Here is an 18,768-nt window from a genome sequence, read left to right as displayed (position 1 = left end):
AACGGCGACGTCGCTCAGGAGAACTACGGGCTCATTCACGATTTGTCAGCCATACCGCCGGCGGGCGCCGGCCGCGATGCGGCCCACCGAAGGTAATCCTCGAATTTTGCAGGATGAAATTCCGGGCCATCGAGGACCGTGCTGGCGGCATGGCTAACAGGATATTTCCACGCTTGCCCTGCCGCCGCCGCTTTGAGAGCATGCCCGCTGCCGCAACAAGCAAGACCCGCCGTTCGCGCGGGCATTAAAGGTAGAGGAAATTCCCATGCCGATGGTCCAGGCCGACCGTCTCAGGCGAATTGGCGCGGCTCTGCTCAAGGCCGCCGGCGCGTCTGAGGAGGAAGCCGATGCCGTGGCGACTGGCTGTGTCAACGCCAATCTCGCCGGCCATGACTCCCACGGCGTAATCGCAATCCCGACCTATATCGACCGCATCAAGGCCGGCCATATCGTGCCCGGCGCCAAGTGGACCATCGTCCAGGAATCGCCGACCACGACCGTGATCGACGGCCACTGGGGTTTTGGCTTCCACGTCAACGCCAAGGCGATGGCGCTGACGATCGAAAAGGCGAAGACCGCCAATGTGGCCGCCTGCACGGTGTTCCGCCAAAGCCATGTCGGGCGGCTCGCCGCCTATCCCCTGATGGCGATGCGCGCTGGCATGATCGGCATTGCCACCGCCGATTCCGGCCGCTCGCCGAAACACGTCGCGCCGTTCGGCGGCCGCGAGGCAAGGCTCGGCACCAACCCGATCTCGATCGCGGTGCCGTCCGATCTCGAAGCACCGTTCTATCTGGACATGGCAACCTCGGCGGTCGCAGCCGGCAAGATCGCGCTGTCGGTGGCGCGCGGCGAACAGATCCCGCAAGGGTGGATCATCGACGCCGAGGGACGGCACACCACCGATCCCACCCAGTACCGCAAGGGTGGCGCGCTGCTGCCGCTCGGCGGCAGCGAGGGCTACAAGGGAAGCGGCCTCGCCGCGATGGTCGAGGTGCTGTGCGGCCTGCTCACGGGCTTGGGCTTTGGCGTGGAGCCGACCGGCCGGCACAATGACGGATGCTTCATGGCGGTGTTCAACGTCGCCGCCTTCCGTCCCTTGAAGGACTTCGAGAAAGAGGTCGGCGAGTTCGCGCGCTACCTCAAATCGACGCCGCCGTCGGAAGGCTCACCTGGCGTGTTCTATCCCGGTGAGGTCGAACATATCCGCGAACAACAGCGCAGGCGCGACGGCATCGAGGTCGAGGACGCCACCTGGGACAAACTGAAGGCGCTGGCGACTGACTACAAGCTCGCCGCCGAACTCGACCTGAAATGAAATCTAGTCCCACGCGCACAAGGAGAACGGCATGACACGGCAAATGGCGCTGGTGGGATTCCTGCAGGCGCAGAACTGCACCAACCTGCCGAGTTCGTGGCGGCATCCGGAATCGCGCGACGATTCGATGTCGGCCGACTACTATCTGGAGATCGCGCGGATTCTCGAAGCCGGCAAGTTCCACATGGCGTTCTTTGACGACCGCCTGGCGATGCCGGACCGTTACGGCAACGACCATGCCCACACCGTCGAATACGGCATCCGCTGCGTGAAGATGGACCCGCTGATCGTGCTGACCACGATGGGCATGGTGACGACGAAGCTCGGGCTCGCCTCGACCTGCTCGACCACCTATTACGAACCGTTCGACGTGGCGCGCCGCTTCGCCACCCTCGACCTGATGACCGGCGGACGCGCAGGCTGGAACGTCGTCACCTCGCTCAATGACGGCGAGGCCCACAACATGGGCAAGGACGCCCATCTCGAACATGACTTCCGCTACGATCGCGCAGACGAATTCATGGAAGTCGTGCTCGGCCATTGGGATACCTGGGAAGACAACGCACTGATCATGGACAAGAACAGCGGCCGCTTCGCCGATCCGGCGAAGGTCAAGCGGCTCGACCACAAGGGGCAGTTCTTCAAGTCGCGCGGTCCCTTCACCGTGCCGCGCTCGGCGCAGGGTCATCCCGTGATCATCCAGGCCGGCGCGTCCGGCCGCGGCCAGCGCTTTGCGGGACGGTGGGGCGAAGTGATTTTCACCGCCGCGCGCAACGTGACCGGCGCCAAGGAAGGCTATGCGGCGGTCCGCAACGAAGCGGCGAAGGCCGGCCGCGATCCCGACCAGATGTTTCTCTGCAACCTCACCACGCCCGTCTGCGGCGCGACCAAGGCCGAGGCCGAGGACAAGATGGCTGTGATTAACAAGCTGCCGCTGGAGATAGACGCGCTGTCGTTGCTCGCGGAGGCCTTGAACTTCGACTTCGCCTCCAAGCCGCTCGACGAGCCACTGACATCAGAAGACCTCAAGAGCATGCAGGGCATCCTCGGCATTCGCGACGGTGTGCTCAAGACTTCAGGCAAGTCCAATCCCAGCGCGCGCGATTTCGTCACCTTCTCGGGCCGTGGCCAGGTGCATGACGCAATCGTCGGCGGTCCGAAAGAGGTCGCGGACAAGCTCGAGGAGATGTTCGTCGAGCGCGGCTGCGACGGCTTTGTCATCGCGGCCACCATCGTGCCAGGTTCCTACGCCGATTTCGTCCAGCACATCGTGCCGGAATTGCAGCGCCGCGGCCTGTTTCACAAGGATTACGCCGGCAAGACCTTGCGCGAGAATCTCGGTCTGGCGCGCCCTGCCGCCGGCGCCTGGAAAACCAGCCCGCAGGCCGCAGCCGAATAACGAGAGGACATTTCATGCGTTGGCTCAAATTCACCTCCGCCGGCAAGACATCCTGGGGAATCGTCGAGGGCGACAACGTGATCGCCGTCAATGGCGAGCCGTTCGGTGAATGGCAGCGTGGAACGCAATCGCATGCGCTGAAGGACGTCAAGATCGAGCTGCCGCTGATCCCGCGTACCTTCTATTGCGTCGGGCTGAACTACCTCAAGCACCTCAAGGAAGCCGCTGACAAGGCCGGAACCGTGCCCAACGTCCCCGACCGGCCCGAGATCGGCTATCGCGCCCAGAACGCGCTGATCGCCCATGACGAGGATGTGGTGATCCCGGCGAGCGCGACGGAGAAGATTCATTACGAGGGCGAGCTGGTGGTCGTCATCGGCAAGAAGGCAAAACACCTCAACGAAGCCAACGCGATGGATTGCGTGCTCGGCTACACCATCGGCAACGATGTCAGCGAACGCAGCTGGCAGAAGGCCGATCGCGGCCTGTGGCGCTCGAAGAACGCCGACACTTTCAAGCCGATGGGCCCCTGGATCGAGACGTCGGTCGACCTCGACAAGATGGAAACCGTGATCCGGGTCAACGGCAAGGAGACCGGCCGTTTCCGCACCAACGACATGATCTTCGGCATCGTGCCGTTCATCGTCGAGCTGACCAAGTATTTCACGCTGTCGCCCGGCGACGTGATCTGGATGGGCACCGACGGCGCCTCGCCCGACCTGAAAGCCGGCGACGTCGTCGAGATCGACATCACGGGGATCGGGACATTGCGGAACAGGTTTGTGGCGGAGAAGATCTGACGTCCCCAGAAATGAGGACAGGCGCCGCCCCCGGCAGCGGGTAAGGTTCGTCCGGACGGGTACCCAGTTCTACGGAGGATCATCATGGCTCGCAGTTCCATCCTGCTCGGCTCGGCCCTTACGAGCCTTGTGCTTGCCGCGGCCTCTCCAGCAGCGGCCCAGCCGGCAATCAATCTGGATCAACTGACCGCAACGCAGGCCGCGGCCGATCTGTGCGCCGGCAAGATCACCAGCAAGGCGCTGACCTCGGCAGCGCTGGCGCGCGCCAAGGCAACGCCCGAACTCAACGCCTTCGTCACGTTGGACGAGGCCGGCGCGATGAAAGCCGCCGAAGCGTTCGACGCCGGCCGCAAGAAAGGCTCATGCAAGCCGCTCGGCGGCGTCCCCATCGTGATCAAGGACAATATCGAAGTGGCCGGGCTTCCCGCCAGCGCGGGAACGCCGGCGCTGAAGGGCTTTGTGCCAAAGAAGGACGCGCCGGTGGCGGCAAAACTGCGCGCGGCGGGCGCCATCATCATCGGCAAGACCAACATGCATGAGCTCGCCTTCGGCATCTCCGGCTACAACGCCGCGTTCAAGACCGGCGCGGAGTCCGGGGTACGCAACGCCTATGACGCGACCAAAATCGCCGGTGGCTCGTCGTCGGGAACGGGCGCTGCGGTCGGCGCACGCATCGTGACCGCGGGTCTCGGCACCGACACCGGCGGCTCGGTCAGGGTGCCCTGCGCGCTGAACGGCTGCGCCGCGCTCCGCCCGACCGTCGGCCGCTACCCCCAGGCTGGGATTGCGCCGATCTCCCATACCCGCGATACCGCTGGCCCGATGGCTTCCACGATCGCCGACGTGGCCATCCTCGATCGCGTCATCGCCGGCGGCGGCGCGATTGCGCCCGCCGATCTGAAGCAGGTGCGCATCGGCGTCGACAAATCCATGCTGGCCAATCTCGATGGCGATACCGAAGCTGCTTTCAAGGCCGCGCTGGAGAAGCTCAAGTCCAGTGGCGTGACGGTGGTCGATATCGAGATGCCAAAATTGGCCGAGCTCAATGGCCAGGTCGGGTTTCCACTCGCGCTCTACGAGGCCTATGACGACATGGTCGCCTATCTCAAGAAGAGCGGTTCCGGCGTCAGCATCGAGAACCTCGCCAAGGACATCGCGAGCCCCGACGTGAGGGGCACCTATGACGGGCTGGTGATTCCGCGCAAGCTGCCGGGGCCGAACAATACCGTTACCGAGGCCAAGCCGGCCTATGACGCCGCCATGAAGACCGCCCGGCCCGCGCTGCAGGCGCTCTATCGCGATACGTTCGCCAAGAACAAGCTCGACGCCATCGCCTTCCCGACCGTGCCGAAGGTCGCGATTGCTTCAAATCCCGACTCGTCGAGCCTCGCCAACTTCCTGCTGTTCATCCAGAACACCGATCCCGGCAGCAATGCCGGCGTCCCCGGCATCCAGCTTCCGATTGCGCTGGGCGCATCGACCAAGCTGCCCGTCGGTCTCGAGCTTGACGGGCCCGCGGGAAGCGATCGCAAGTTGCTCGCGATCGGCGTAGCAATGGAGAAGATTTTCGGCAGGCTCCCCGCGCCCTCGCGCTAGGCCGGGGCCGGCGATGTCAATGCCGTGCAAACAGGCTCGCGACGCCGCTACGGCGGCGGACGCCGAGCTTGGCAAAAATCCGCTCGATATGGGTGCGGACAGTCGAAACCTCGACCTGCAGCCGGCGAGCAATCTCCTTGTCGCTGAGATCGTCCGATATCATTCGCGCGATCTCGAACTCGCGCACCGAGAGTTTCAGGATTGGTGAGCCGTCTACCGCGATGGCCGAAGCCCCCCCGGCCGCGCGGACCAGCGCCCCGGTGAAGGCCGGCTCGATCAGCCGCAACAATTCCAGCGTATGACCATCGAAATTCTCGCGGCGCCGGCCACGCCAGATCCTGACGTCGCCGATATTGCGGCCGCCGACGAAACTATAGGCATTGACGCCCCAATGCAGGCCGTCGCGTGCGAGGAAATCGTTGAAGAACTCGGTCCGCATCAAATCGCGCTGCGGCATCACCTGCGTGACCAGCGTCGCCTCGCGGCGAGCCTGCAGCTTTGAGGTGATCGGATCGTGCTGCTGATAATAGCGGTCGTAGGCCGCGATGTTGTCCGGGTCCATGTTCAGGTAGACGGCCTTCTCAAAACGACCGGTCGCATCCTGCCAGACGAAGGAGGCGTAGTGATCGGCTTCCAGCAATTCCAGCAAATGGCGGCCGACCGCCTCGCGAACGTCGCGTTCGCTGAGGTCTTCGGACAACAGCCCGAAGATGCGCGCCAGCACCCGGCTCTCGGAAGCGCTCACATACATGGAGCCATCCTAGCGGGGAACCGCGATCAGGGGAACCGGGTTCGCGCGCGCCTACCCGGCTACTCGACCTTGATCCCGGCGTCCTCGATGACCTTGCGCCAGCGCTCCATCTCGCTGCGGTAGTAGCGGCCGAATTCATCAGGCGGGGCCGCAATCAGGACGAGGCCCTCGTTGACGCTGAGCTTTTTGAAGGCGTCGGTCTGCACGGCCTTCGCCGCCGATCTGTTGAGGCGGTCGATGATGTCAGGCGGCGTTCTTGCCGGCCCAAGCAGGCCATACCAGGTTTCCGCTTCAAAGCCGGGAAGACCGGTTTCGGCGACCGTCGGCAGTTGCGGAAAGGCGGGCGATCGTTCCGCCGTGGTCACCGCCAGCGCGCGCAACTGACCGCCCTCGATCAGGGACGCCGCGCTTGCGACCGTCGTGAACATCACCTGGATCTGCCCGCCGATCAGATCGGTGATGGCGGGTGCCGAGCCCTTGTAGGGGACCGTAGTCATGTTGACCCTGGCCATATGCTTGAACATTTCGCCGGCGAGGTGCGCCGAGGTGCCGGTACCGAACGTGCCGTAGGAAATCTTGTCGGGCTCGGCCTTTGCCGCCGCGATCAGATCGGCGATGGAACGAAACGACGATTTCGGATTGACGACGACGATATTGGGAGAGCGCGCGACAAGTGCAACGGGCGCAAAATCCTTGTTCGGGTCGAACGGCAGTTTGGCGTTCATGCTCGGATTGACGGCATGGGCAAACGTCCCCATCAGCAGCGTGTAGCCGTCGGCTTCGGCAGTCGCGACCGCCTGCGCGCCGATAATGGTGCCCGCGCCCGGCTTGTTCTCGATGATGATGCTGCCGCCGAGGTCTTTTGCCATCTCCTGCGCCAGCACGCGCGCGATGGCGTCCGTGCCGCCGCCCGGCGCAAAGGGCACAATGATCTTGATGACGCGGTCCGGATATCCGGCGATGGCGGGCATGCCGGAAAGCAACATGGTCGCGGCGAGCATGAACAACGCCGCCAGACGTTTCCCATTATGCTGAGCTTGCATGGTCCAGTCCCGTCAGATGCATGGATCCACTCTAGATCATCCGCGCCACAACTGGAATTCTCCGCAGCAGCCATGTGACCGCCCAGCTCAGCGTCAACGTGCCGGAGAAAACGACGGCAAACTTGACAATTGCCGGCCAGGAATAATCGTAAACGGCGTATTGCAGCCACAGGATGAAGATGTAGTGCGTGACGAAAATGCCGTAGGCAGATGGCCGCATGGCATCGAGCAGCTTCATGTTCGATGAGGCGAAGGCCAGCGACACGGTCAGCACCGTGAATGTCATCGCTGCGCTGAACAGCGCAAACGCGAGGCCATAGCCGGCTTGCCAGGATAGCGGCGGCATACTGAAATCCCTGATCCAGTTGTGATGGTCATAGACCATCAGCAGGATCGCGCCGTAGAACAACGACGCAAAGGCGAGCCAAAGCGGCCAGCGCCTGACCAACGCACCTTCTTCGCTCAGGATTCCTGCACGAAGGCTGACCACGCCGATGCCGACACCGGTCAGGAAATAGCTGGCATAGAGCAAAATCCGGCTGGTCTGGATCGGCAGCGGGAAGCCGTCTGGCTCCAGCCAGCTCATGTCGCCGACGATCAGCCGCATCGGAATATAGACGAAGGCAGAAACAGCGAGGAACGCCGCAAACGCCGTCCACGGCCGTTCGCGCAGCGAAAAGATCAGCAAGCCGAATATTTTCAGCAGCCGCGGCGCCAGCGCCAGCAAGCCTGCCGCAACGATGTCGAGCGCCAGCAGCACCCACAAAAACCATGCCGGCCCCGACGGCCAGGGACCGACCGTCAGCGTGCGCCACCAGAAATGAAAGAAGTTGAAATCGGTGGTGCCGGGCAGATGGTAGCGCAGGAAGGTCGGATAATACGCAATCGGCATCAACACGAAGATTGAAACAAGAAAGGGGATGCCGAGGCGCCACGCCCGGATTTTCAGATATTCCGCCGCTCCCCTCCGGCTAAGGCTGTCGTGCACGAACAGGCCCGAGATCAGGAACATGCAGGCCATGAAGAAGCTGTCGTTGAACAGCACGACGAAATCAAAGCCGAGCCAGCGCATTTTGTCGCCGCTGCCGAAATGGGTGTAGTTGACCACGGAGTGATGGATCAGCACCAATAGCGTGATGAAGGTGCGCGCGCGGTCGAGCGCCACAATGCGCCCCCTCGCCTTGACGGTCCGGTCGCTCCCATCGGCCTTGTGCAGCATCTCGTTACTTCCCATCGAGCCTGCGCCCGATCATTTCTCGAACGCGTCGTAAATCAGCTTCTTGACGTTCACCTGCACATGCTGGCGGCCCGATGGTGCGTTTTGCAGCACGACGAAGAACATGTCCAGCGCGCGGTCGATCACCAGGTAGGCACCGGTGGCGCCATCCCATTTGATTTCGCCGAGCGAACCCGGTGGCGGGGGCACCGCATTGCCGGGATCGGTGCGGACGCCAAAACCATAGCCGAACCCGAAGCCGTCGCCCGGGAAATAGAAGTAATTGCGTTCGACGCCCGAACCCGGGCCGATGTGATCCGTCGTCATCGCCGCGAACGTGGCAGGACTGATATAGGTCTTGCCGTCGAGCGCGCCGCCGTTCAGCAGCATCTGCCCGAAGCGCGCGAAATCGGCGACGGTGGTCACCAATCCGCCACCGCCGGATTCCCAGCGCGTGACGTCGAGTGAATTGCGTTCGGTATGGCGGTCCTTGCGCAACGGTGTGGCATAACGCGCCCGCTCGGCCGCGTCGGTCAGGAAAAATCTGGTCGTCGTCATCCCCAGGGGATCGAACAGCTCGGCTTTTTCAAACTGGTAGAGCGACTGACCGGAGACGACCTCGATGACGCGGCCGAGCACGTCGATCGAATGCCCGTAGTCCCATAGCGTGCGCGGCTGCTCCGCCAGCGGCAGTTTTGCGATCCGCTCGGCAAATCCGGCATTGTCGAAATCGCCGAGATAAATGCCGTCATATGCCGCTTTCACCGGCCCTCGCGGCCCGTAGAAGCCGTAAGTGATCCCTGACGTATGCAGCAGCAGATCCTCGATCGTGACCGGCCGGCGCAACGGCACGAGATCGAGCACGACCTTGCCCGACTCACCCTTGCGCTCGACGCCGACCCTCATGCCGGCGAAGGAGGGAATGTATTTGGCGACGGGATCGTCGAGTTTGATCCTGCCGCGATCGACCAGCATCATCGCGGCAAAGCTGGTGACCGTCTTGGTCAGGGAATGCAGCGGAAAGATCGCATCCGGCGCCATCTCGATGCCGGCATCGACGTCGCGCTTGCCGAACCATTTAAAATAGACCGGCTTGCCGTGGCGCTGGATCAGGACGATGGCACCCGGAATTTCTCCTTGTGCGACCTGGTCATTGAGAAAATCGTCGATCCGCGCAAGCTTGTCCGCCGACAATGGCGCGTTCAGTGGCGGGCCGAATTGCGCCGCGGCCAGAGGAGCGCTCAGCAGGACCGATGCGAGCATCGCAACCAGCGGCGCCGCACAGAGGCCTGCCGACACCGACTTTCGCGATAGCATTCGCCGCCTCCCCCATTGCATCGGATCACTTTATTGTATCTGACGCGATCGATCCAGATGGTGACTATCGTTCAGCTCGGGATACACTGACAGTCACTTCGACATTCGCTTCAAATTGAAAACGTCCAGAGAGGAGCATAAGCATGAAGCCCCGGATGAATTACTACCAGGCCGCGCCCGATACCATCAAAGCGCTCGTCGCACTCGAAGCCCAGATAGCCGGCTCCGGTCTCGAGAAGTCGCTGATCGAGCTGGTGAAGACGCGCGCCTCGCAGATCAACGGCTGCGCCTATTGCATCAACATGCATACCCAGGACGCCCGCAAGCTTGGCGAGACCGAGCAGCGGCTGTATCTGTTGAGCGCCTGGCACGAGTCGCCGCTCTACACCGACCGCGAACGCGCGGCTTTGGCCTGGACCGACGCGCTGACGCTGATTGCCGAAACGCATGCCCCCGACGATCTCTACGAAGACGTGCGCGCCCACTTCTCGGAAACGGAGACGGTCAATCTCACCATGCTGATCGGGGCTATCAATGCCTGGAACCGGCTGGCGATCGCTTTTCGTGCGGTTCACCCGGTGAAGGCGAAAGCGGCGGTGGCGTAAACACGGGGAGGACGCCCATGACACGATCGATTCAAGGCATTGCGGCAATCGCCCTGCTCGCGCTGGTCGCGGGCAGCACGGCGGCCGCGCATGCCGAAGGCGACAAGGTGACGCCCGTGCGTTCGGAAAAGCTGCCGAACGTCCCGGGCAAGAGCCTCACCACCGTGTTGGTGAACTACGCACCCGGCGGCAAGTCGGTCAGCCATCATCACGCCGGTAGCGTGATGGCCTTTGTGCTGACGGGCCAGATCCGCTCGGAGAATTCCGCAACCGGACCGGCCCGCGTCTACAAAGCCGGCGAGGCGTTCTTCGAGCCGCCCGGCAGCGAGCACCTCGTCAGCGAGAACGCGAGCACGACGGAACCCGCAAGCCTGCTCGCGATTTTCGTTGCCGATGATGGCGCGCAACTGACGACGTTCGAGAAGAAATGATCGGTGGTGTGGTGGCGGACCGCGCGCACCACATCCCGCTGTCATGCTCCGCGCAGGCGGGGCATCCAGTACGCCGCGGCCTTTCGGCTAAAACGCTGATGTCTCTGGAATACTGGGTCGCCCGGTCGAGCCGGGCGACGACACATCGAGGATGCGAAGGTGCTACACCGCCGTCGCCTTGGCGAACTCCACATAGATCTCGCGCAGCCGGTTGGTCATCGGACCGGGCTTGCCGTCGGCGACCTTCTTGCCGTCGATCGACACCACCGCCTGCACGAAGACGCTGGCGCTGGTGACGAAAGCTTCCTTGGCGGCCAGCGCTTCCTCGACCGAAAACGCCCGCTCCTCGAGGCGAAGCTGGCGCTCTTCGGCGAGCGCAACCACGGCCTTGCGGGTGCAGCCGGGCAGGATCTCGCGGCCGTTCTGCCGCGTCACGATCACGTCGTCCTGGGTCAGGATAAAGCACGACGACGAGCCGCCCTCGGTCACCTTGCCGTCCTCGATCATCCAGGCCTCGCCGGCGCCGGCCACTGCCGCGGCCTGCTTGGCCAGCACCTGCGCCAGCAGCGCCACGCTCTTGATGTCGCGCCGGGTCCAACGCAGGTCGGGCACCGTGATCACGTTCATTCCGGTCTTTGCGGACGGTGCGTTGATGATGTCCTTGGTCGAGGTGAACATGATCAGCGTCGGCTTGACGCCCTTGGGAAACGCGAAGTCGCGTCCGGTATCGGCGCCGCGCGTTACTTCCAGATAGACCATGCCGTTAGCGAGATTGTTGCGCGCGATCAGTTCCTTCTGGATCTCCTGGATGCGCGCCGTGGTTTCCGGCAAGGCCAGTTCGATCTCGCCGACCGAGCGTTCCAGCCGCGCCAGATGCGAGGCATTGTCGATCAGCTTGCCGTCGAGCACGGCGGCGACCTCATAGATGCCGTCGGCAAACAGGAACCCGCGGTCGAGGATCGAGACCTTCGCCTCTGAAAGCGGTACGAACGAACCATTGACGTAAGCGATCTGTTCCAAAGCAGAGTCTCCTGTCGGCGCCAAGCCATTGCGCCGCGTTTATTACATCCAAACCGCTAATGCGACAGAATCTTCGACAAAAACTTCTGCGCGCGTTCGCTGCGCGGGCTGCCGAAGAAATCCGTCTTCAGCGCGTCCTCGACGATCTCGCCCTTGTCCATGAAGATCACGCGATTGGCGACCTTGCTGGCAAAGCCCATTTCGTGGGTAACGACCATCATGGTCATGCCCTCGTGGGCGAGATCGACCATGACGTCGAGCACCTCGCTGATCATTTCGGGATCGAGCGCCGAGGTCGGCTCGTCGAACAGCATCGCGATCGGGTCCATCGCCAGCGCACGCGCGATCGCCACGCGCTGCTGCTGGCCGCCGGACAGCTCGGCCGGGTATTTGTTCGCATGCACGGTCAACCCGACCCGCTCGAGCAGCTTTTCGCCCTTGGCCATCGCCTCCTCATGCGAGCGGCCCAATACCTTCTCCTGCGCCAGGCACAGGTTTTCGATGATGCGCAGGTGCGGAAACAGCTCGAAGTGCTGGAACACCATGCCGACACGGGCGCGCAGCTTCGGCAAATCGGTCTTGGGATCGTTGACCTTGATGCCGTCGAGGACGATCTGGCCCTCCTGGAACGGCTCCAGCGCGTTGACGCATTTGATCAGCGTCGACTTGCCCGAACCTGACGGCCCGCAGACCACCACGACTTCGCCCTTGGCGACATTGGTGGTGCAGTCCTTCAGCACCTGAAAGGTCGGCCCGTACCATTTATTGACGTGGCTGATTTCGATCATGCGCCCTCGCTAGCGAACAATAGCAATGCGCGCCTGCAGGCGTCGGACGCCATAGGACGCGAAACAGGAAATCGCGAAATAGACCACCGCCGCGAACAGGTACATTTCGACCAGCCGCCCATCGCGCTGCGCCACCTTGCTGGCGGCGCCAAGAAAGTCCGGGATCGACAGCACGTAGACCAGCGAGGTGTCCTGGAACAGCACGATGGTCTGAGTCAGCAGCACCGGCAGCATGTTGCGGAACGCCTGCGGCAGCACGATGTAGCGCATGGACTGAGCGTAGGTCAGGCCGAGTGCGCTTGCGGCCGCGGGCTGTCCCTTGGAAATGGACTGGATGCCGGCGCGCATGATTTCGGAGAAATACGCCGCCTCGAACATGATGAAGGTGACGAGGGACGACGTGAACGCGCCGACGCGGATCGGCCGCGACGCGCCGGTCAACCACTGCCCGATATAGGGAACCAGGAAATAGAACCAGAAGATCACCAGCACCAGCGGCAGCGAACGCATGAAGTCGACATAGAGCCCGGCGATGCGACCGAGCAGCCTGTAACTCGACAGCCGCATCAGCGCGATCAGGGTGCCGAAAATCAGCCCGCCCAGCGCCGACAGCCCGGTCAGCATCAGCGTAAAACTCATGCCGTCGAGAAACAGATAGGGCAGCGAGCGTCGGATGACATCGAAATCGAGGTTGGCGAACATGGCTATTTCCCCGTGATGTAGCCGGGGATCGCCAGGCTGCGTTCGAGGAAGCGCATGCCGGTGACGACGATGATGTTGATCACGAGATACATCACGGTTGCGGCGGTGAAGGCCTCGAATACCTGGAAAGTGAACTCCTGCATTTCGCGCGCCCTGCCGGTGAGTTCGATCAGGCCGATGGTGATTGCAACCGAGGTATTCTTGATGGTGTTGAGGAATTCGGACGTGAGCGGCGGCATGATGATGCGAAACGCCATCGGCAGCAGCACATAGCGATAGCCCTGCGCCGTGGTCAGCCCGAGCGCGGTCGCCGCCTGCTTCTGCCCGCGCGGCAGCGAGGCGATGCCTGCAGCAAGCTGCACGGCGACGCGCGCCGACATGAACAACCCGACCCCGATCGCAGCCGTCCAGAACGGCGCGTAAGGAAGCTTCTTCAGCCACAGCCCCGCGGCGCTCGGCAAGAGCTCCGGCAGCACGAAGAACCAGAGGAACAGCTGCACCAGCAGCGGCATATTGCGGAAGAATTCGACGTAAGCGAAGCCGATCCAGGACGCGGTCTTCGACGGCAGCGAGCGCAGGATGCCGATGATCGTGCCGAAGATCAGCGCAATGACCCAGGCCAGCAGTGCCGTCTCGATGGTCAGCACCAATCCTGACAGCAGCAAATCGAGATAGTTGCCCGCCCCGGTCGGGTTCGGCTCGAAAAAGATGTGCCAGTTCCAGTTATAGTTCACGGGTCCCCACCGTCCGTCATTCGTCCCACAGGAGTACGCTCATGCAATGACCGGGCCATTGCATGAGCGCGGGAACGTTTACTTATACGAATCCGGATCCGGCGAGTCGGACGGCTTCGCAAACTCGTTCTTCAGCTCGGAGCTGATCGGAACGTTGAGATTGAGGTTCTTGGGCGGGATCTTCTGCGTGAACCACTTGTCGTAGATCTTCTGGCCCTCGCCGCCCGTGTAGAGCGCCGTGGTCGCAGCATCGACCACCTTCTTGAAGGCGGGATCATCCTTGCGCAGCATGATGCCGTAGGGCTCGGGCTTGGAGAACGCATCCTTGGAGAGCACATAATCATCCGGCGCTTTCGAGCCGGCGACCAGGCTCGCCAGCAGGATGTCGTCCATCACGAAGGCCACCGCACGGTCGGTCTCGACCATCAGGAACGCTTCCGCATGATCCTTGGCCGGGATGATGTTGATGTTGAGGCTGCGCGCGCCGTTGGCTTCGGTGAGCTGCTTGATGTTGGTGGTGCCGGCGGTGGAGACCACCGACTTGCCCTTGAGATCGTCGATCGAATTGATCTTGGCCGCCTTCTTGGTGACGTAGCGGCTGGCGGTCAGGAAGTGCGTGTTGGTATAGGCGATCTGCTTCTGGCGTTCGACATTGTTGGTGGTCGAGCCGCATTCGAGATCGATGGTGCCGTTGGCGAGCAGCGGGATGCGGGTGGACGATGTCACCGGATTGAGCTTGACCTCGAGCTTGTCGAGCTTGAGCTCCTTCTTCACGGCATCGACGATCTTGTAGCAGATGTCCATGGCGTAGCCGATCGGCTTCTGGTTGTCGTCGAGATAGGAGAAGGGAATCGAGGAATCGCGGAAGCCGAGCGTGATGGCGCCGGTATCCTTGATGTTCTTCAGCGTCCCGGTGAGCTCCTGCGCCATCGCCGGTCCGGCGCACAGGACGCCGGCCAGCAGATAGCCGATAATCTGACGATGTTTCACGTAACTTCTCCTTTAAAAGGCTACAGATGATTGCTCATCGACCCAAACTTGGCGACTTGCCGGGTCGCTTACGAAGTGACTTGGCAGATAGTTTCGCCGGCGACCTTGCACCTGTCGGTTCGTGATCGCCCTTGGCGTGCCCGGCACTATGCCTGCACAATTCGGACCAAAACAGATTTAGCGCCCGTTGACCATCATGCATTCGACCCCTGAATGCGACTAAAGACAAAGGCAACGCCCATTTGTCGCCGCCGATCGGGGTCAGCCGCTTCCGGCCATAAGCCGCGACGGTGCCGTCGGTCAACCAGGCAATGCCCCGGCCGCCGAGCGCCATCCCGCACAGCACATCCGACATGTCGCTCTCTATGACGCGCACGCCGAAAATCGGGGTATTCTCCAGGATGAGATCGACCAGCCGGGCGAAATAGACGCCGGGCGAATACATCAAAAGCGGCACCGGATGCGACGGCCGTCCAGGTAGCGACGCGCCTCCCTTCGCCACCAGCGCTTCGCTGGCATAGGGCCGCAAAAATTCTGTGCCGAGCGTCACACGTTCGTAAAGATCCGGATCGAGATGGATCGGTTGTTGCGCGTGATGGTAGCAAATCATCAGGTCTACATTGTCCGACACCAGCGAGGTGACGAGATCGTGAATGTTGCCCACCACCACCGAACAGCTCAGCCGCCGCTCCTGTGACCAGGCCTGCCACCAATGCGGCAGCTGTGCGGTGGCCATCGCGAACGGCAAGGCGATGCGGATATGTTCGTTGCGGCCAAGCGGCTTGCCGCCGAGCTCGCCGCGGCTGTCGAGCATCTGCCGCAGCAACTCGCCGGCATGTTCGCGGAAACGCTCGCCTTGCGGCGTGAGCTGCGTCGGATAGACGCTGCGGTCGATCAGGTCGAAGCCGAGCCAGGCTTCGAGCGACTTGATCCGTCGGCTGAACGCCGCCTGGGACGTGTTTCGCTTCTCGGCGGCGCGCGTAAAATTGCCGGTCTCGGCCACCATCAGAAAATCCTGAAGCCAGCGAAGCTCCATCATGCTCCCCGCTTTGATGCAGGCCGTGGCCGCCGCGCGGCCGCAACGCCCACCTCTGGGCAGCGCAAGGCCGCGGACGCCAACCGGCGTTGGTTCTCGATACAGAATGTGAAGCCCCATGCCGGCAAACGTAGCGGATCGGCTGGCAGGCTGGCCAATGCAAGCTTTGCATCACCATACCCGGCCGTCATCAGCGCGACATTCCCGATCATTCCTCGCCCAGTCATATAAGCCGGTCCGCGCTCACCCATGAGGTCACGCCTTCAATAGCCTGCCACGGCGTGGGCAGGTTATGCAAATTTTGCATCATGCAGACTTGGCATCAATGGCGGCGTCCGGTGGCCTTAACCTGGCACGCAACAACCCTTCGCCCGATCGGTTCTCGCGTTCCGATCGGACGATCACTCAAGGCGAGACCCCCGAAATGAAGATCTGTGTACTGGGCGCCGGCGTCATCGGACTGACGACCGCATGGTGCCTTGCCGAGGCCGGGCACGACGTCATCATCGTCGACCGGCATGCTTCCACCGCGAAAGACGCCAGCGCTGCCAATGGCGGCCAGCTCTCCTACGCGTTCGTGGCGCCGCTGGCGTCTCCGGCAACCCTCAAGAAGCTGCCATCGCTGCTGCTGTCGCCGGAATCGCCGATGCGCATCCGCGCCGGCCTCGATCCGGCCCTGATCTCCTGGGGCGCGCGATTCCTGCTCGCCTGCCGGCCGGCGGCGGTGCGCGAGACCATTGCAGCACAGCTCGCACTTGCCGCCTTGAGCCGGAGCGAGCTGGCACGACTTTCCCAAAGCTTGATGCTTTCGTTCGGATTGCGCACCGCCGGCAAGCTTGTTGTGTTCCGCAGCCGGAAGGAATTCAACGCAGCGCGCCGCGCCGTCATTGCGATGACCGGCGAGGACCGCCAGCGGGTGTTGACGCCGGCCGAATGCCAGGCGCTGGAGCCTGCGCTCCAACTCGACATCCGCGAACTCGCAGGCGGCATCTTCACGGCCTCCGAACAGGTCGGAGATTGCGCGGCGTTCTGTGCGGGGCTTACGTTCCGCCTGAGACGGCAACGCAATGTCGAATGGCTGCTCGGCGCAGACGTGAACGGTCCGGTTCGCTCCGGCGGCCGGCTTGTCGCGGTCGACACCGGCAAGGGGCAAGTGCAGGCGGACCGCTTCGTTCTGTGCATGGGAGCGGCATCGAGTGCATTTGCCAGAGCGTGCGGATTCTATCTGCCGATCTATCCGCTCAAGGGTTACAGCATCACCCTGACACCCCCGCCCGATACGCACGCCATGAGGCACAGCGTGACGGATATGGAACGCAAGCTGGTATTCGCGCCGCTCGCGCGCGATGGACACACGGCAATAAGGATCGCCGGCATCGCCGACCTCGAACGCAACAACACGACGATGGACGCCAGACGCGTCGACATCCTGCGCCGCGCTTCGGCGGAGCTGCTCGGCATCGACGCTGCCGGCGACGTCGAGCCGTGGTGCGGACTTCGTCCCATGACGCCGGACAGCCGGCCGATCATCGGCTGGTCGCCACTCGATGGCCTGTTCATCAACTCGGGCCACGGCATGCTCGGCTGGACGCTCGCCTGCGGCAGCGCGCGACTGGCGGCCGATATGATCGATCGCAAGCCGTTGGCAAGCGAAGCGAGCGCGTTTGCACTGCGGCGCGCGGCATAAATTCCGTACCTCGGGAGGACGCGGCAGACCAATTGTCGCATGTCGCGTTTCCAGCCGGTTGCGACCCGCCTCGGCGCCGCCGCCGCGGTCAATGCGCTTTTCTTCTCAGGCGATTTCGGGGAAGATCGAACCCAGAAAAAGAAGACAAGCGCGCCTCCCCGTCAATGAGGCCGCAAGGGAGTGTTCGATATGTCCAGAGCTCGCCGCTTGACGATCGCCGTCGCAGCCTTCGGCATGCTGATTTCAGCAGCCGCCGGCGCACAGGAATACCCCACCAAGCCGATCACGCTGATCGTCCCATGGCCGGCGGGCGGCTCGACCGACATCTCGATGCGGGCGATCGCCGAAAGCGCCTCAAAACTGCTCGGTCAGCCGATCGCCATCGACAACAAGGCCGGTGGCGGCGGCACGGTCGGTCCGGCCACCATGGCGGCAGCGGCCAAGCCGGATGGCTACACCATCGCGCAAATTCCGATCACCGTGTTCCGCCTGCCGCTGATGCAGGAGGTGTCGTGGAATCCGGACAAGGACTTTACCTACATCGTTCATCTCACCGGCTACACGTTCGGCGTCACCACCAGCGCCGAGTCGCCATTCAAGACCTGGCAGGACGTAATCGATTACGCCAAGCAGAATCCCGGCAAGGTGACCTATGCGACGCCGGGCGCCGGCACGTCGCTGCATATCGGCATGGAGCAGATCGCTTCGATGGCCGGCATCAAGCTGACGCAGGTGCCTTTCAAGGGCGGCGCGGAAACCAATGCTGCGGTGCTGGGACGGCACACCACGTTGCAGGCGGATTCGACAGGCTGGCGACCGTTGGTCGACGCCGGCAAGCTGCGGCTGTTGATGGTATGGACCTCGGCGCGCTCGCCGAATTATCCGGATGTTCCGACGCTGAAGGAACTCGGCTATCCCATGGTCTATGATTCCCCGTTCGGCATTGCCGGACCAAAGGGCATGGACCCGAAGATCGTCGCGAAGCTGCACGACGCCTTCAAGAAGGCGCTGGAAGATCCAGCCGTGATCGCCACGCTAGCGAAATTCGACATGGTGCCGAACTACAGGAATACGGAAGACTACAAGAAGTTCGTCGTCGAAGTGACGGAATCCGAGCGCAAGGTGATCGACAAGCTCGGGCTGGCGAAGAAGACGAACTGAGGCTCCCGGGGGATGGCTACATCCTGCAGCCGTTCCCCGTCATTGCGAGGAGCGACAGCGACGAATCCATACTCTCCATACGCTCGATGACGATGGATTGGTTCGCTTCGCTCGCAATGACGGAATTTAGACACTCGCCCTGTTGGTTACGATAGGACGGGCGACATCCGAAGG

The 18,768-nt window shown here is 62.7% G+C and carries 18 protein-coding genes; 8 read left to right on the top strand and 10 right to left on the bottom strand.

Going from position 1 to position 18,768, the window contains the following annotated elements:
* Positions 1-265: 265 nt before the first annotated feature.
* From ACVWVY_RS13810 to iaaH, 4 genes are all read left to right on the top strand, one after another.
* Complete coding sequence (locus ACVWVY_RS13810; protein WP_456626868.1) at positions 266-1,318, top strand: Ldh family oxidoreductase; 1,053 nt, start codon at positions 266-268, stop codon at positions 1,316-1,318.
* Between the two features lie 31 nt (positions 1,319-1,349).
* Positions 1,350-2,717, top strand: a complete 1,368-nt coding sequence (locus ACVWVY_RS13805) for an LLM class flavin-dependent oxidoreductase (protein WP_456626867.1) — start codon at positions 1,350-1,352, stop codon at positions 2,715-2,717.
* 14 nt (positions 2,718-2,731) lie between these two features.
* Positions 2,732-3,517: a fumarylacetoacetate hydrolase family protein gene (locus ACVWVY_RS13800; protein WP_456626866.1), complete on the top strand. Its 786-nt coding sequence runs from the start codon at positions 2,732-2,734 to the stop codon at positions 3,515-3,517.
* A gap of 168 nt (positions 3,518-3,685) precedes the next feature.
* Entirely contained in the window at positions 3,686-5,113 is a 1,428-nt protein-coding gene (iaaH, locus tag ACVWVY_RS13795) for an indoleacetamide hydrolase (protein WP_456632203.1), read from the top strand.
* Between the two features lie 16 nt (positions 5,114-5,129).
* Here iaaH and ACVWVY_RS13790 read toward each other — a convergent pair whose 3' ends face one another.
* From ACVWVY_RS13790 to ACVWVY_RS13775, 4 genes are read right to left on the bottom strand one after another with little or no spacing between them, the layout of a single operon-like run.
* Positions 5,130-5,864, bottom strand: coding sequence for a response regulator transcription factor (locus ACVWVY_RS13790; RefSeq protein ID WP_456626865.1), 735 nt, complete (start codon positions 5,862-5,864; stop codon positions 5,130-5,132).
* Between the two features lie 59 nt (positions 5,865-5,923).
* Positions 5,924-6,907: a tripartite tricarboxylate transporter substrate binding protein gene (locus ACVWVY_RS13785; protein WP_456626864.1), complete on the bottom strand. Its 984-nt coding sequence runs from the start codon at positions 6,905-6,907 to the stop codon at positions 5,924-5,926.
* Positions 6,908-6,938: 31 nt separating this feature from the next.
* Positions 6,939-8,141 carry an acyltransferase family protein gene (locus tag ACVWVY_RS13780; protein WP_456626863.1) on the bottom strand — a complete coding sequence of 401 codons (1,203 nt, stop codon included), beginning with the start codon at positions 8,139-8,141 and terminating at the stop codon, positions 6,939-6,941.
* A 15-nt stretch (positions 8,142-8,156) separates the two neighbouring features.
* Positions 8,157-9,440 (bottom strand): serine hydrolase domain-containing protein, encoded by a 1,284-nt coding sequence (locus tag ACVWVY_RS13775; RefSeq protein WP_456626862.1) that lies wholly within the window; start codon positions 9,438-9,440, stop codon positions 8,157-8,159.
* 143 nt (positions 9,441-9,583) lie between these two features.
* On the opposite strand from ACVWVY_RS13775, the gene ACVWVY_RS13770 reads away from it, so the two are divergent.
* Both ACVWVY_RS13770 and ACVWVY_RS13765 read left to right on the top strand, forming a co-directional pair.
* Complete coding sequence (locus tag ACVWVY_RS13770; RefSeq protein ID WP_456626861.1) at positions 9,584-10,045, top strand: carboxymuconolactone decarboxylase family protein; 462 nt, start codon at positions 9,584-9,586, stop codon at positions 10,043-10,045.
* Positions 10,046-10,062: 17 nt separating this feature from the next.
* Positions 10,063-10,476, top strand: a complete 414-nt coding sequence (locus tag ACVWVY_RS13765) for a cupin domain-containing protein (protein WP_456626860.1) — start codon at positions 10,063-10,065, stop codon at positions 10,474-10,476.
* Between the two features lie 162 nt (positions 10,477-10,638).
* On the opposite strand, the gene ACVWVY_RS13760 is transcribed toward ACVWVY_RS13765, so the two are convergent.
* The 6 genes from ACVWVY_RS13760 to ACVWVY_RS13735 all read right to left on the bottom strand — a co-directional run bounded on the left by ACVWVY_RS13760 (position 10,639) and on the right by ACVWVY_RS13735 (position 15,746).
* Positions 10,639-11,496 carry a D-amino-acid transaminase gene (locus tag ACVWVY_RS13760; protein ID WP_456626859.1) on the bottom strand — a complete coding sequence of 286 codons (858 nt, stop codon included), beginning with the start codon at positions 11,494-11,496 and terminating at the stop codon, positions 10,639-10,641.
* Between the two features lie 56 nt (positions 11,497-11,552).
* Positions 11,553-12,284 (bottom strand): amino acid ABC transporter ATP-binding protein, encoded by a 732-nt coding sequence (locus ACVWVY_RS13755; RefSeq protein ID WP_456626858.1) that lies wholly within the window; start codon positions 12,282-12,284, stop codon positions 11,553-11,555.
* A 9-nt stretch (positions 12,285-12,293) separates the two neighbouring features.
* Positions 12,294-12,986, bottom strand: coding sequence for an amino acid ABC transporter permease (locus tag ACVWVY_RS13750; protein WP_456626857.1), 693 nt, complete (start codon positions 12,984-12,986; stop codon positions 12,294-12,296).
* Positions 12,987-12,988: 2 nt separating this feature from the next.
* Positions 12,989-13,720 (bottom strand): amino acid ABC transporter permease, encoded by a 732-nt coding sequence (locus tag ACVWVY_RS13745; RefSeq protein ID WP_456626856.1) that lies wholly within the window; start codon positions 13,718-13,720, stop codon positions 12,989-12,991.
* 78 nt (positions 13,721-13,798) lie between these two features.
* Complete coding sequence (locus ACVWVY_RS13740; protein ID WP_456632202.1) at positions 13,799-14,650, bottom strand: amino acid ABC transporter substrate-binding protein; 852 nt, start codon at positions 14,648-14,650, stop codon at positions 13,799-13,801.
* A 94-nt stretch (positions 14,651-14,744) separates the two neighbouring features.
* Positions 14,745-15,746: a LysR family transcriptional regulator gene (locus ACVWVY_RS13735; protein WP_456626855.1), complete on the bottom strand. Its 1,002-nt coding sequence runs from the start codon at positions 15,744-15,746 to the stop codon at positions 14,745-14,747.
* Positions 15,747-16,170: 424 nt separating this feature from the next.
* On the opposite strand from ACVWVY_RS13735, the gene ACVWVY_RS13730 reads away from it, so the two are divergent.
* The gene (locus tag ACVWVY_RS13730; RefSeq protein WP_456626854.1) at positions 16,171-17,433 is read left to right on the top strand and encodes a D-amino acid dehydrogenase; all 1,263 of its coding nucleotides are present in this window, start codon (positions 16,171-16,173) and stop codon (positions 17,431-17,433) included.
* Positions 17,434-17,622: 189 nt separating this feature from the next.
* The gene (locus ACVWVY_RS13725; RefSeq protein ID WP_456626853.1) at positions 17,623-18,594 is read left to right on the top strand and encodes a Bug family tripartite tricarboxylate transporter substrate binding protein; all 972 of its coding nucleotides are present in this window, start codon (positions 17,623-17,625) and stop codon (positions 18,592-18,594) included.
* Positions 18,595-18,768 lie beyond the last annotated feature (174 nt).

This window comes from Bradyrhizobium sp. URHC0002, from assembly GCF_054059515.1.
The sequence above is the reverse complement of the archived record's forward strand: the minus strand, read 5'-3'. Positions and strand labels throughout refer to the sequence as shown.